Source organism: Jilunia laotingensis (assembly GCF_014385165.1).
In the GTDB taxonomy this organism is placed as follows: domain Bacteria; phylum Bacteroidota; class Bacteroidia; order Bacteroidales; family Bacteroidaceae; genus Bacteroides; species Bacteroides laotingensis.
Genome location: NZ_JACRTF010000001.1, coordinates 1,553,832 through 1,568,321 on the forward strand (window position 1 = coordinate 1,553,832; position 14,490 = coordinate 1,568,321).

The 14,490-nt window shown below is 40.0% G+C and carries 11 protein-coding genes; 7 read left to right on the top strand and 4 right to left on the bottom strand.

Annotated features, from left to right (window positions below; all coding sequences use genetic code 11):
- Positions 1–54: 54 nt before the first annotated feature.
- From H8744_RS05920 to ychF, 4 genes are read right to left on the bottom strand one after another with little or no spacing between them, the layout of a single operon-like run.
- Complete coding sequence (locus tag H8744_RS05920; RefSeq protein WP_262433961.1) at positions 55–696, bottom strand: chloramphenicol acetyltransferase; 642 nt, start codon at positions 694–696, stop codon at positions 55–57.
- Positions 693–1,526 carry a prolipoprotein diacylglyceryl transferase gene (lgt, locus tag H8744_RS05925; RefSeq protein WP_262433962.1) on the bottom strand — a complete coding sequence of 278 codons (834 nt, stop codon included), beginning with the start codon at positions 1,524–1,526 and terminating at the stop codon, positions 693–695. The genes H8744_RS05920 and lgt overlap by 4 nt, the downstream gene beginning before the upstream one ends.
- 11 nt (positions 1,527–1,537) lie before the next feature.
- On the bottom strand, positions 1,538–2,458 hold the full coding sequence (locus H8744_RS05930) for a ketopantoate reductase family protein (protein ID WP_262433963.1): 921 nt from the start codon (positions 2,456–2,458) through the stop codon (positions 1,538–1,540).
- Between the two features lie 33 nt (positions 2,459–2,491).
- Complete coding sequence (gene ychF / locus H8744_RS05935; RefSeq protein WP_262433964.1) at positions 2,492–3,595, bottom strand: redox-regulated ATPase YchF; 1,104 nt, start codon at positions 3,593–3,595, stop codon at positions 2,492–2,494.
- Between the two features lie 450 nt (positions 3,596–4,045).
- Between ychF and H8744_RS05940 the strand changes: the two genes are divergently transcribed.
- From H8744_RS05940 to H8744_RS05970, 7 genes are all read left to right on the top strand, one after another.
- Complete coding sequence (locus H8744_RS05940) at positions 4,046–5,518, top strand: T9SS type A sorting domain-containing protein (protein ID WP_262433965.1); 1,473 nt, start codon at positions 4,046–4,048, stop codon at positions 5,516–5,518.
- 329 nt (positions 5,519–5,847) lie between these two features.
- Positions 5,848–6,402, top strand: coding sequence for an RNA polymerase sigma factor (locus tag H8744_RS05945; protein WP_262433966.1), 555 nt, complete (start codon positions 5,848–5,850; stop codon positions 6,400–6,402).
- Positions 6,403–6,485: 83 nt separating this feature from the next.
- Positions 6,486–7,418: a FecR family protein gene (locus H8744_RS05950; protein ID WP_262433967.1), complete on the top strand. Its 933-nt coding sequence runs from the start codon at positions 6,486–6,488 to the stop codon at positions 7,416–7,418.
- 44 nt (positions 7,419–7,462) lie between these two features.
- Positions 7,463–10,876 carry a TonB-dependent receptor gene (locus H8744_RS05955; protein WP_262433968.1) on the top strand — a complete coding sequence of 1,138 codons (3,414 nt, stop codon included), beginning with the start codon at positions 7,463–7,465 and terminating at the stop codon, positions 10,874–10,876.
- 23 nt (positions 10,877–10,899) lie between these two features.
- On the top strand, positions 10,900–12,636 hold the full coding sequence (locus H8744_RS05960; protein WP_262433969.1) for a RagB/SusD family nutrient uptake outer membrane protein: 1,737 nt from the start codon (positions 10,900–10,902) through the stop codon (positions 12,634–12,636).
- A gap of 11 nt (positions 12,637–12,647) precedes the next feature.
- The gene (locus tag H8744_RS05965) at positions 12,648–13,430 is read left to right on the top strand and encodes an endonuclease/exonuclease/phosphatase family protein (protein WP_262433970.1); all 783 of its coding nucleotides are present in this window, start codon (positions 12,648–12,650) and stop codon (positions 13,428–13,430) included.
- Between the two features lie 9 nt (positions 13,431–13,439).
- Entirely contained in the window at positions 13,440–14,489 is a 1,050-nt protein-coding gene (locus H8744_RS05970) for an endonuclease/exonuclease/phosphatase family protein (RefSeq protein WP_262433971.1), read from the top strand.
- Position 14,490 lies beyond the last annotated feature (1 nt).

The window sequence follows — 14,490 nt, forward strand, 5'->3', positions numbered from 1 at the left end:
ATTAATGAGTGTTTTAAAAAACTTGTCAACTAGCTTGCAATCTTCTGCCATTTTTTATTTCAAAAACTCTTCTACTTTTTTGAAGAATAGTGATAGATGGTGTCCGTCTATAAATCCATGATGGATGGTCATGGCAATAGGCATCACCAGCTTTCCTTCTCTTATTACAGCTTTTCCGGCATTCATCAACGGATAATTGCTACCGTGGCGATGTTCCTGCGTGCATGTTAGCGAAGTGAAATAGAGATCGGGAGTGGCACTTAACAGAACGACATCTAACAGTTCATTTTTTCCAGTTTGTTCTGCGGTATAAGGTTCGCCTTCCGGATCAATAGCATCGATTACCGCTTTGGCTTCCGTATAGAAAGTGTCGAAGTCTTCCTTCCAAGGGATACGCACGGTGAAGAAGCGTCCGTTTTCTTTTACTTTGATCGGAGTGAGTATGTCTATCGTATCGAAATATACCACTCTGTATTCCCAATCGATGCGGAAACGGAATTCAGGTATTTCATTGACTGCACGCAACACCGCATAGAGATAGTGTAAAAAGAATGATTGACCCGAAGCTTTTGCACGCTCCTTTGCTCCTCCGCACTCCACTTCCGAAGTGATGGAAATGGTTGGGTTCTGGAAATTCAGAAAGAACTCATAATTGCTCTTTCTTTCCCAGGTATTCATGTCAATAATATGTTTCATTTTCTAAATTTTTTAGTATCGTAAAAACACATGAAGTAAACACCGATTATGATGAACGGGATGCTTAACCACTGCCCCATATTGAAATTCATACTGTTTTCAAAGTCTACTTGATTCTCTTTCAGGAATTCTACAAAGAAGCGGAATACGAAGATTGCAGTCAAGCAAAGCCCGAAAAAGAAACCGTGGTGCAGCTTCTTGCTGTAATTTTTGTAAAGGTACATCATGACTAGGAAAAGTAAGAAGTAAGCTATTGCTTCATATAGCTGTGCCGGATGGCGGGGAATCATATCCACGCGCTCGAAAACAAATCCCCATGGCATATCGGTTGGCTTGCCAATGATCTCCGAATTCATCAAGTTGGCGAGACGGATGCAACAAGCGGTGATAGGCGTAGCAACGGCTATCATATCCACAACTTCCATATAATGCATCTTTGTTTTGCGGCAATAGAGCCACAGGGCGATCATGAGTCCCAGTGTACCACCGTGGCTGGCAAGTCCTTCGTATCCTGTAAACTTCCACCCTCCGGTGGGCAGAAATTTGATGGGTAGGATCATTTCCAAAGGATGCGATAGGAAATATTCCGGTTGATAAAACAGGCAGTGACCTAACCTGGCTCCGATCAGAATGCCGAAGAAACAATAGAAGAACAGAGGTTCAAACTTCTTTTCTGATATCTTTTTATCACGGTACTGATAATGGACGATCACGTAAGCCAAGAAGATTCCGACAGCCCACAACAGCCCGTAATAGCGAATAGGAAATCCGAAGAGACTGAACAGTTCGGGATTGGGATTCCAGTTGATAGATAATAAGAAGGTGTTCATAACTATTGAGTTTAATTAGTGCTTTTGTTCTTGAATTTTTTGGCGGCTTTCCGGTAAGTCGGGACATCCAGCCCTTGTTCTTCAGCGGCTCTTATTACGTCGAAAAGCAAGCCTTGTACTTCCGATTCGTGTCCTTTCTCGATGTCTTTTTGCATGGAGGAGGTGCCTTGCGGATCGATCTTATCGACTACTTTGAGATTATAACTTACCGGGTCTTCGGGGAACTCGATACCTAATCTTTTTCCTAATGCAGCGCTTTCCGTAGAAAGCTTGATAAAGGTATCGCGTACTTTTCCCGGTTTTTGGACTTCTCCCATAGGAACGTCATAATATGCCCCGGTGACTGCCATTGCCGAAATAAACGACCATTTGATGAATGTATCCCGTTTGATGTCCGGTGAAAGGTTGACTTTGATTCCGCTTTCGATGAGATCTTTGTTTACGGCTTCTAACAATCCGGATGTTACTTCCGTCCCTTCGCGTAAGCCGTAAACCAGCCGGAAGATATTTCCCGATTGTGTGACTTCACCGGGCGCGGACACGAAGCTGACGATATAAATGCATCCATCCAGAACCGTCACTTCCGGAATGAGCTGCTGTATGCGGGCACCTGTTCCGTAAACGTTGAGTATGGGGATAACGATCGTTTTATCGTGAGAGGCACGTTTTATAAGATCTATGACAGATGCTACCGAGTATCCTTTTACGCAAACGAAGATGACATCCGCTTTCCCGCGGAATTCCTCTGCCGAACGTGCTTTGACGGGGATGGTATGTTCTCCTTTCAGTCCCGATTTCAGCTTCAGACCATTGGTTTGCATTGCCTGCAAATGTTCTCCGCGAGCAATGCAGGTAACATCATTCCCGTTCAATGCCAGGAAAGCTGCAATGCTTCCTCCCACTCCTCCGGTTCCTGCTATGAGATACTTCATCTGTCTTTTTGAGTTACATGTTTGTCTTTAGAGTTATACATTGAAACGGAAATGCATAATGTCTCCGTCTTGGACGACATATTCTTTTCCTTCCACTCCCAATTTTCCAGCTTCGCGCACGGCAGCTTCAGAACCGTATTGGATGAAATCATCGTATTTGATTACTTCGGCACGGATAAATCCTTTTTCAAAATCAGTGTGGATAACGCTTGCACATTGAGGAGCTTTCCAGCCTTTGTGGTACGTCCAGGCTTTTACTTCCATTTCACCGGCTGTAATGAATGTTTCCAAATTCAACAGTTTATAGGCGGATTTGATGAGGCGTGAAACTCCCGATTCCTCCAGACCAACTTCCTGTAAGAACATCTGGCGGTCTTCGTAAGTTTCCAGTTCTGCGATATCAGCTTCGGTTTTGGCGGCAACCACCAGTATTTCGGCATTCTCGTCTTTGACAGCTTCACGAACCATTTCTACATAGTTGTTGCCGCTGACGGCACTTGCTTCATCCACGTTGCAAACGTACATTACCGGTTTGGATGTCAAAAGGAAAAGCTCTTTGGCTATTTTCTGGTCATCTTTCGTTTCGAAAGTGACGGTACGTGCCGACTTGCCCTGTTCGAGGGCTTCTTTGTAGCGGATCAGTACATCGTAAGCCTGTTTGGCAGCTTTGTCGCCACCTGTCTGCGCTTGCTTTTGTACCTTTTGTATACGGCTTTCTATTGTTTCCAGGTCTTTCAGCTGAAGTTCATAATCAATGATTTCCTTGTCGCGAACCGGGTTGATACTTCCGTCCACGTGTGTCACGTTGTCATCGTCAAAGCAACGCAATACATGAATGATCGCATCAGTTTCACGGATATTAGCGAGAAACTTATTTCCTAATCCTTCTCCTTTGCTGGCACCTTTCACCAATCCGGCGATATCTACAATCTCTACCGTAGTGGGGACGATACGTCCCGGATGAACCAGTTCTGCCAGTTTATTCAAGCGTTCATCGGGTACAGTGATAACGCCTACATTCGGTTCTATTGTACAAAAAGGGAAGTTTGCTGCCTGCGCTTTAGCGTTTGACAAACAGTTGAAAAGTGTCGACTTACCTACGTTAGGTAATCCGACAATACCACATTGTAATGCCATTAATCTATTTCGTTATTTATTTTCAATATTTGCAGAACTTGTTTCTATTTTCATTTTCCGGATTTTAATCCGCTTATTTTGAACATAGACAGGTTCTTAAAACGGTACAAAGATAACTATTCTTTTTTTTATTTCCCGACACCTGTGTACCATTATATAGAGATAGACCGTTTTTTGAGTAGTTTAACCATTTCTTCGGTAGGAATATAGTATCAGTACTTCCCTCTACTCTTTTAGATATGCAGCCTAAATGGATCTTTGTGAAATTTCATCTGGTGTGTAAGATCAAACTTTATCCTTTGAATAAGATTGAAAATAATATTCTATTTATAATTATGATTTATCGATAAATGATATAAAAAATAAGCAATTAATAGTAAAGGTGGATTTTATTTGCTTTCTTTGTAAGTGATAAATGTATATTAATTCATTAATTTAAAATTGTTGTCTATGAAGAATTTTACACTATTATTATTAGGTGCATTCTTGTTTTCAGGTGTTGCCTCAGCTCAGCAAAGATTTGCCAGAACGGACTCTAAAGTTGAGAAATTACAAACGAAGTCTGTATTTGCCAAGGATCGAAAATCCATTACTGATGCTAAAAAATTTCCTTTAACACGGAGTGAGAATGCTATTCTGAAGCCTCAGGTTGAGGCTATGTATATATATGATGAGGGAGAATGGCTTCCCTTTGAGGACTTACATTACAAATATGATTTAAAAGGAAATATAACTGAAATCTTTTTTGATGATGGTGAATCGCAGCATAAGACTGTCATCACATATAATGAAAATGACAACGTTTTAACTGAGATGAGCCTCGTTTCTGAAGACAAGGGGAAAACTTGGTTGAATGAGGAGAAGAAGGAATATGAATATGACGATCTCGTTCCGGATTTTAAAAAACGATCTACCATGTATTCTTGGCAAGATGGTAAGTGGGAAATTGGATATTCCAATATATTCAATATAACCAGAAATGAAAAAGGGTATGTGACGAGAATGGCTATTCAATCTTATTATCAGGGAGCTTATGAGGAAGTGGAGGTAATTGAGGTTGTTTATGAAAATGGAGAACTTCCTGCAAAGACGTGGAAACATTTTATGCTAGGCTATAATGATGAAAATGAGTTGGTCATGTCTGAAGTTGCACGGTATGATAATATAAAATGGGAAAATAGTGACGGGCAAATACTATCTCATGATGAGAATGACTTTTTGGTTGGAAACAATCGCATAAAGGAAGCAAAAGTTTATGATGAAGGGGTAGAAACCGCGAAGCTTAAGGTCGTGTATACAAATAAAAGGGATTTTGAAAGTATCATGTCTTCTGTTGCCGGTCCTGATAAAATCAAACATATTCTCAAAGATACGGATGAAAATGGAAGTTATAAAGAACAGATATTAGAATCGTATGATGAGAATGGAGATGGAATTATGGAAGAATATGTTTCTACAAATGAAGTGACTTGTGATAGCCATGGCAATATTGTTCTGTTCAATGTTTTTGAAGAAATGGAAGGTGAATCCGAACAAGTGGGTGGATTGAAATCAGATTATAAATACGGTGATAATGATGAGATCCTTGAAATTATCAACTATACATGGAACTACGATGAACAGAAGTTTGATCCAACTGAAAAAATAGTTCCAAGGGATTATATTGATGTGACGCAACAAACCGGAATTACTGCACAAAAGCAGCAAGGTCTAAAATACTCCATAGAGAACGGCCGGTTGTTGTTCTCCATGAATGGAGCTAATCATTATACTATATATAATGTAAGTGGTATGCGTATAATTAATGAGAATATGGCAAACGAAAGTGAGTCTATATCTATATCCGATCTACCGGGTGGACTTTATCTATTGGTTATAGAAGGAAGTGAAGGGGTTACTAAGATTAAATTCATGAAGAGATAAATCGTGAATATATGAGTATGATATTCATATTCTGAAAAAGGAATGTTTGAATATAGATAAAAAATTACCCATGTTACAGATTGAATTGTAATATGGGTAATTTCGTTGAAAGGGGAGTTTTAATACATCCCCTTTTCGTTTTTAGGAAACTTTTCAGGCAGTTATATTTCAAAATCGGGATAAAATGAATTGAATTAAATCCATTTGTCATATCATCCTCTTAATTCATTCTACTTTTTGGCTTAAATCAGCAAGATCGAAAGGAATGTTTGTTTATCTCAACTATTTTTACGAATATTGCAGCCACATCGTGTATTGAGGAACTTGTTATGGATGATATTTCTATAGTTTTGCAATTAAAAAAAGGTAATCAACTTGCATTCACCACACTTTATAAAAAGTATGGTGTACAAGCGTTTTCACTATCATTCAAATACCTTTGCAATAAAGAATTGGCAGAAGATGCCGTACAAAACCTTTTTATGAAAATCTGGATGAAGCGGGAAGAGCTGGACGAGAATAAGCCCATTAACCGCTTTTTATTTACTGTTTTGAAGAACGACTTACTAAATATATTGAGAGACTCGAAAAGTAACATCTTTGTATTGGATGACTGCCTGGAAATTCTTAACTATATTGATGGTGAAGATACGGAGGCACAGGATTTTGACCGGGAACAAGTAGAGATGATCCGCAGTGCCATGGATCAGTTGTCACCTCAACGCAAGAAAATATTTTCTATGAAAATGTCTGGAAAATATTCCAACCAAGAGATAGCCGATCGGCTAAACCTTTCCGTAAACACAATTAAGTTCCAATACAGCCAATCCCTTAAACAGATTAAGGAGTGGGTACGTGAATGTGCAATCATGTTGTTGCTCTAAAATAACTTTTTCTAAAAAAACTTTGATTTTATATAATACTTTCTTTTAGTCCTTGTGTATTATATATAAAAGCTGATAAATACATGCATATAAATAAGACTGAAAATACGGATTCTGAGATCATCAAGTATATTGCCGAACATATAGACAATGATATTGATTGTCTTTTGGATGATAAACCATTGGATATGGCGGATCGTGAAGTTCCGGAATTCGATGAGTATAAAGTTTACCAGAATATACTTGCAGCGGTAGAGAAAAAGGAGAAAAGAAAAGTTGTTCCTATTCTTAAGTGGGCTTGTGTGGTGGCTTTGCTTATTTTCAATGCGAGTTATTTTACTTATCAATATGTAAAAGAGGAAACTCCCGTATATCATGAAATTTATGCTTCCAAAGGAGAAAAGCTGGTTGTTTTGCTGGGTGATGGTAGCCGTGTTTGGTTGAATGCAGATTCTAAGTTGATTTATCCGGAACATTTTACGGGAGGTGAACGAAGAGTTTCATTAATAGGAGAGGCTTATTTTGAAGTAAAGAAAAACCCGGAAAACCCTTTCATGGTGACCGCAGGCGAAATGCGTGTCAGGGTAACCGGGACTTGCTTTAATGTATGCGCTTATCCTGCCGACAACCATATTATAACTACCTTGGATGAAGGAAAGATAAGTATAGGACATTGTGTGAGCAATTCGGTCATGTATGAGATGGTGCCGGGACAAACAGCCCAGTATGAAAAAGGAAGTCACATTTGTAAAATCAGCACGAATGAATACTATAAGGATGCTTCCGGTTGGAAAGAGAACCGGTTAGTCTTCCGAAACACTTCTCTGGAAGATGTACTGAAAGTACTTACCCGGCAGTTTGATATAACGTTTGAAATACAAGAAGCGAAAATATCTTCTTTTACCTATAACTTCGTCTGCAAAGGGAACGATTTAAGTAATATTTTGGAGATGATGGAATCAATAACACCTATTAAGTTTAAGAAAATTTCGGAGGGAAACTATACGGTAAAATGACTATAAAAACTAATTAATCTAATCATACAGAAAAATTATAACTTATGAGAAAAAAAACACCTTTCTCATACATCCGAATGTGGTGTATGGTGTGTGGATTATGTCTGCTAATTCCGCTGACAGCTTATTCACAGAATCAGAAAATTTCAATTAATGTGCAGCAAATACCTTTAAAACAGGCTATTGAGCAAATTAGTAAGCAAGCTTCCATGAATGTGGCTTACAGTAAAGAATTTGTGGACACAAATAAGAAAGTTAATCTTAAAGTAAAAAATGTAGCGTTAAAAGAAGCTCTTTCCCTTCTTTTGAAAGATACTAATATCGGTTTCCGCTTTTTGGATAATAGTATCCTTTTGTTTAATAAAAATGAACAGAAAAAGGTATCTGTTCCTGATAAGAACAAAGAATTGTCAGTTGTTGGAAAAGTACTCGATAAGGCAACGGGCGATCCGATTATCGGAGCTACCGTATCGGTAGTAGGCACCTCTGACGGTACAATTACCGACCTTGATGGCAATTATTCATTGAAAGTGGAGCAAGGAAGTACTTTACTTTTTTCTTTCATAGGATATACCGAAGCTAAAAAGGTAGTAAGCCAGCCCGGTACATTGGATATAGTGTTGGCTGAGAATACCATTCAACTGAATGATGTCGTAGTAGTAGGTTACGGAGTACAGAAAAAAGTGAATTTAACCGGGGCTGTGTCGGCAGTCAAAGGGGATGAGTTAGCCAGTCGTCCGATAACCAATGTAGGAAGCGGGTTGCAAGGTATGCTGCCCGGTGTATCCATCGTGCAACCTTCCGGTCAGCCTGGTAATGATAAGATGTCGATCGTTATCCGTGGTATCAGTACTTTAAACAGTAAGACCGATCCTCTTATTCTGATTGACGGAGTAGCAGGAGGAGATTTGAATATGCTGAATCCGGATGATATAGAAAATGTATCTGTTCTAAAAGATGCCGCTTCTTCTGCCATTTATGGTGCCCGTGCTGCAAACGGTGTTATTCTGGTAACAACAAAACAAGGTAACCGGAAAGAAAAAACAACGGTGAGTTATTCAGGTTATGTAGGTTTCCAGACTCCTACTGCTTTGCCCGAATTGGTCAATGGACGTGAATACATGGAGTTGGCTAATGAAGCGTATATTGCTGCCGGTTTTGGAAAATTATATCAGCAAGAAGCTTTTGATGCCTACGATAGAGGCGATTCTCCCAATGAGTATTCAAATACAGATTGGGTGAAGGAAGTCTATAAAAAGTCCGCCATGCAAACGGGACATAATGTCAGTGTTCGTGGAGGTACAGAAAAGAGTGGCTATTACATGTCTTATGGTTATTTGAAGCAAGACGGTCTGATCGTAGGCGATCCGTTCTCTTCCAGAAGGCACAACGCCCGTTTAAGTATGAATACCGAACTTTATGATCGTTTGAAATTGAATGGAAACATCAGCTTTGTTGATTTTTACCGTCAGGAGAACGGTGTTTCAGGTACGACAGGCGTGTTCAGGACAGTTCAACGAGTTTCTCCCCTGCTTCCGGTTAAATGGAAACAGCAAAATGAGAATGGTGAATGGGTGGACACAGATCATTATGCTTATTCTTCATTGATGAATCCGGTGGATATTGCTTATAATTCCGGTTATAATAAACGTAATTCCCGTACATTCAACGGACAGGTGAACGCTTCGTTCAAAGTGTTGGAAGGCTTGTTTATAAATGGGCAATACGCTGCCAACTATTATACGCAGGACAGGAAAAAGTTTGTTCCGGATATGAAACGTTGGATGTCGGACGGGACGGAAGATCCGGGAAACAAGCTGAGAAAGAATTCCATTGATGAATACTATACCAATACACTGACCCAGACGTTGAATGCTACTGCTACCTATCAGAAAAATATGAATCAACATGACTTTAAGGTATTAGCCGGTTTTTCTCAGGAATGGGCATATACACATACATTAAATGCCGGTAGAAAATCTATCTTGCTGGACGGTATTGAGGTGATTGATGCCGGAACAGATGAACTGACTAATGGAGGGGGAGCCGAAGAGTGGGCTTTGAGGTCCTATTTCGGTCGGTTGAACTATAATTATGCAGAAAAATATTTGTTTGAAGCGAATATCCGTTGTGACGGAACTTCCCGTTTTGCAAAGGGGAATCGTTGGGGATATTTCCCTTCTTTCTCCGCTGGATGGAATTTTTCCAAGGAAAAATTCATGAGTTTTGCAGAACCTGTATTGCAGATGGCTAAACTACGTGCTTCTTGGGGAGAACTTGGAAACCAGAATGTGGGGGGTAATTATTATCCTTATCTGGTAGCGATTGAATCCGTTGATAAAGCCTATCCCATCGGTAACCAGTTGAACACGGGGTTTAAACAGATTGCTTTAGGGAACAGAAATATTAAATGGGAAACTATCCGGATGCTCAATTTGGGGCTTGACCTGGCTTTCTTTAATAACCGTTTGACTGTTAGTGCCGACTGGTTCAAGAAGAACAATGTAGATGCGTTGGTGCGCCCTTCTTATCCTTTGGTGATAGGCGTATGGCAAAAAGATTCAGGTCGTGACTATTTGCCTTTGGAGAATCTGGGAGAAGTAGAAAGTAAAGGTTGGGAATTGAACTTGGCTTGGAGAGATCAGATTGGCGAAGTTAAATATGGCTTATTCTTTAATTTGTCCGATGCAAAAAATAAAATTATTGATTTAGGTTCAAGCGCTCCGATCATTGGAGATGAGATTCGTCGGGTAGGTGATCCTATCGATGCTTATTACGGATATAAAACCGAAGGGCTTGCCCAAGTGGATGATTTTGGTGGCAAAGACAGCTTTGGTAATTATATAAATCCCAAGTTCCCTGTTATAAAAGATGGCGTTGCTGTTCAGCCGGGTGACATTAAATATAAGGATATCAGTGGTCCGGAAGGAAAACCCGATGGTGTGATAGACGATTATGACAAGGTGGTCATCGGAGACAAGACACCACGTTATTCATATTCATTTAAAGGTGAGTTGGCATGGAAAGGCATTGATTTTTCTTTCTATATCCAGGGAGTGGGCAAAGCCAACGGTTATTTGAGTGAAGAGGCGAGACATTGTTTTATTAATGACTACTCGGTGCCTAAGAAATCTCATCTCGACAGATGGACACCTGAAAACACGGGAGCTGCTTATCCCCGTATGTATTATGCGCAGACTCATAATCGCAGATTTTCAGATTTCTGGATAGAGAATGCTGCCTATCTACGTTTGAAGAACGTGCAATTAGGATATACTTTCCCGCAGCAATGGATGAATAAATTGGGAGTAAGTAAATTGAGAGCTTACATTTCTGCCGATAACTTATTTACAATTACTAAGTATTTTGATGGTTTCGATCCTGAGGTTCAACAATCTTCAGGAGATACTTATCCCCAAGTAAAAACATATGTGTTTGGATTGAATCTGACTTTTTAACTTAAGCAATAAGAGATAGTATTATGAAAAAGAGAATAAAATATATTTTGGCAGGTTGTTGCCTGATGACGACTTTTAGTTGCAGTGACTTTTTAGACAGATATCCTTTGGACAAGGCCGTCAATGAAACCTACTGGAAGACAGAACCTCAATTGCGTGCTGCTTTATATCCTTGTTATGAGGGACTTCAGTATGATTTGATCATTAATCTGGGCGAAGCTTGTGCGGAGACAGTGGTATGGGGTGATCCTACTTCCGGTTTGAGCAAGGTAAGCGGAGGAACCAGTAGTGCGCAGGATAATTTCCCTTATTATAACTATTGGAGAGATTTATATGGTCATATTTTCGATTGCAACAATTTTCTGGATAATTATGACCAGGCAGAGGTAGACCAAGATGTGAAAGATGTCTATGCTGCCGAAGTAAAAACCATTCGTGCCTTACAATATTTCTGGCTGACTTCAGTCTGGGGCGATGTGCCTTTGGTAGATAAGGTCCTTAGTTCGGAAGAAGCTTATGGCCCGCGTAATCCGAAGAAAGATGTGATAGATTGGATGATTGAAGATTTAAAATGGGCTGCCGGTAAGTTGCCCGCTGAGATTCATACCGGATCGGATGTAGGACGCATCGATCGATGGGGAGCTTTGGCTCTGTTGGCTCGTGTTGCATTGCAGGACGAAAGATGGGAGTTGGCAGAAAAAGTTTCTAAATATATTATTGATAACAGTCCTTACGGTCTATATGATTATGAAAAAGTCTATCATCTGGAAGGGAACTCTGAAACCGATCCCAATAATAAGGAATCAATGATTTACAGTTTGTATGTTCAGGATATCCGGATGTGTAACATGACCAATTATACCTGTACTCCGGTAAATTATATCCGTCTGAATGCTTCTAAGACATTTGTCGATGCATTTCTTTGTTCCGATGGAAAGCCGGCAACTCCCGGTTTGGAATATTACAAACGGACAGATGTAGCTGTTTCCCCCCAATCAAAATATCCTGTGAAAAAGTATGCTGATTATTTTGTCGACAGAGATCCCCGCATGAAGATGACACTCTATACACCGGGCGATGCATGGCCGGGAGGTGATGACGGTGATGCGGGGAATAGAGTGAATGCCACTTTCGGATTACCTCGTTTTGCTTCTTTGCAAGGGAACAATAATAATGGTGCAAATACCAAAACCGGATTTTACTTTAAGAAGTACAATACACCCGAATTGGCAGGATTAACGGATAAAGATCATAACAATATCAACGTAATTCGTTATCCGGAAGTCATTTTAATCTACGCAGAGGCTTTGTTCAACCTACAAGGTGAAACCTTGACTCAGGATCAGATTGACGAAACTATAAACCTTTTACGCAATAGAGTGGGAATGCATCCTATGAAACTTTCCGAATTGAAAGCATGGAACATGGATTTGAAAACAGAATTAAGACGTGAACGACGGATCGAGATGTCGTTTGACGGAATGCGTTATTTCGATATCCTGCGCTGGAAAGAAGGCTTCCGTCTGGGACGTGCCGTAACTTGTCCAAGTCTGGAGGTTTGCCTCAACGAATTAGGCGGATGTCCTTATGTGGATGATCAGAATAATCCGATCGTGGATGAGTTTGGTGATGTCGTCTATGACAGATCTACTGCTGAAGGCGGTTCTCGTAATTTTGATGAAAACAAACATTATCTGTGGCCGGTACCCTATCAGGAAAGGTTGAAGAATCCCGCATTGGGACAGAATCCTAATTGGTAAAAAAAAGAAGAATGAAAAAGTATATAATAGTATTGTTTTTAGCATTGACCGCTAACTGGGTATGTGCCCAGAAGCAAGATACGTTGCGTATCCGGGTCATGACTTATAATCTCCGTTTTGGTGAACTGGCATCCTTGGAACAGATTGCAGAACATATCAAAGCTTTTCAACCCGATTTTGTCGCTTTGCAAGAGGTAGACAGCAAAACGTTCCGTGAAAGGACTCCCCAACAAAATGGAAAAGATTTCATTACTGAATTGGGATACCGTACGCAGATGTATCCTTTGTATGGAAAATCCATCTCTTATAAAGGAGGATATTATGGCATCGGAATACTTTCCCGTCATCCTTATTTCAAATCGGAGAAGATGATGTTGCCTCGTCCGCAAGAGAAAGAACAAAGAGTGATGTTTCAGGGGACGTTTGAAGTAAACGGAAAAGATACCATCACTTTTGCATGTACGCATCTGGATTATTTCTCGGAAGATACACGTTTCTTACAGATAAAGAAGATAACGGAAACCTTGCAACGGTCTCCTTATCCTGTAATTTTAGGAGGTGATTTCAATACACGTCCTGATTCAAAGACTATACGGGAAGGAATTTCAGACTGGAAACTGCTTACCAATGATGATTTGACTTTTCCTTCGAATAAGCCTTCCATTAAAATAGATTACCTGTTCGGATATCCTAAAGACGTATGGCGTGTGATTCGTACTCAATCGATACAGTCATTGCTATCCGACCATTTGCCTATTATTACGGAAGTGGAATTAATCAGAGAAACCAAATAACACACTATTATGGATAGATTAAAAACAATTCTACGTTATGCCTTGATTATGGCAGTCTGTTTCTTTTCGGGAATTTCCCGGCTCTATGCAGGTGAATCGGGAAAACAGTTGACAATGATGACCTACAACATTCAAGGACATTCTATTATTAATTCGAGACAGGTTGATAAGATAGCTTCTGTGATAAAAAGTGTAATTCCGGATGTCGTAGCCATACAAGAAGTTGATCAGAGATACGTGAAAGACTGTGCCGCCCAATTGGGAACAAAGACAGGAATGAAATCCCGTTTTCTGGTTACTCATAGTACTTATTTCGGTATTGTTTTGCTGAGCAAGGAGGAGCCTCTTGGGGTAAAAACTCACCTTATTGCTAAAGGTGCAGGCGGAGGAACCGCTAAACCTGATCCGGATGATAACCGTGGAATAATTATCGCTGAATTTCCCGACTATTATTTTTTGTCCACCCATTATTCACTGAATGCCGAAGACAGGGATGTAGCGACTGATTATATCATCAATTTTGCAAAAAGTGCCGATAAGCCTGTCTTTTTAGGAGGTGATCTTAATATAAAAGAAACCTACCGAGCAATGGTGACTCTCAAGGAAAACGGCTTTACTATTCTTAATGATACAAAACTGTTTACTTATCCGTCAACCGATCCTGTAGATTGTATCGACTTTATTTTGGGATATAATAAATCATCTATTTCCTACAAAGTGACTGAACGGGGAATTGCCAACCAGAGCGATGTGGATCTTACTACTGCATCCGACCATTTACCGGTGTATGTCAAAATCGAGTATACCAGTACTACGGGCATTGAAGGAAACACTGCGGACTACAAAGGCATAAAAGTCATAAAATCAGGGGACCGTTATCTTCTGAAAGGAGTTGAAGGCTTTGCCTGCGTAAAACTTTACTCAATGACGGGAAAATTGCTTCTCAATGCCTGCATGAAGGAAGGCGATGCCCTACCGTTAAACGGCTTGGAATCCGGGATGGTCTTGTTATGGATGAAAAACGGTGATGAAGTATATACCCGTAAACTTATACTATAAA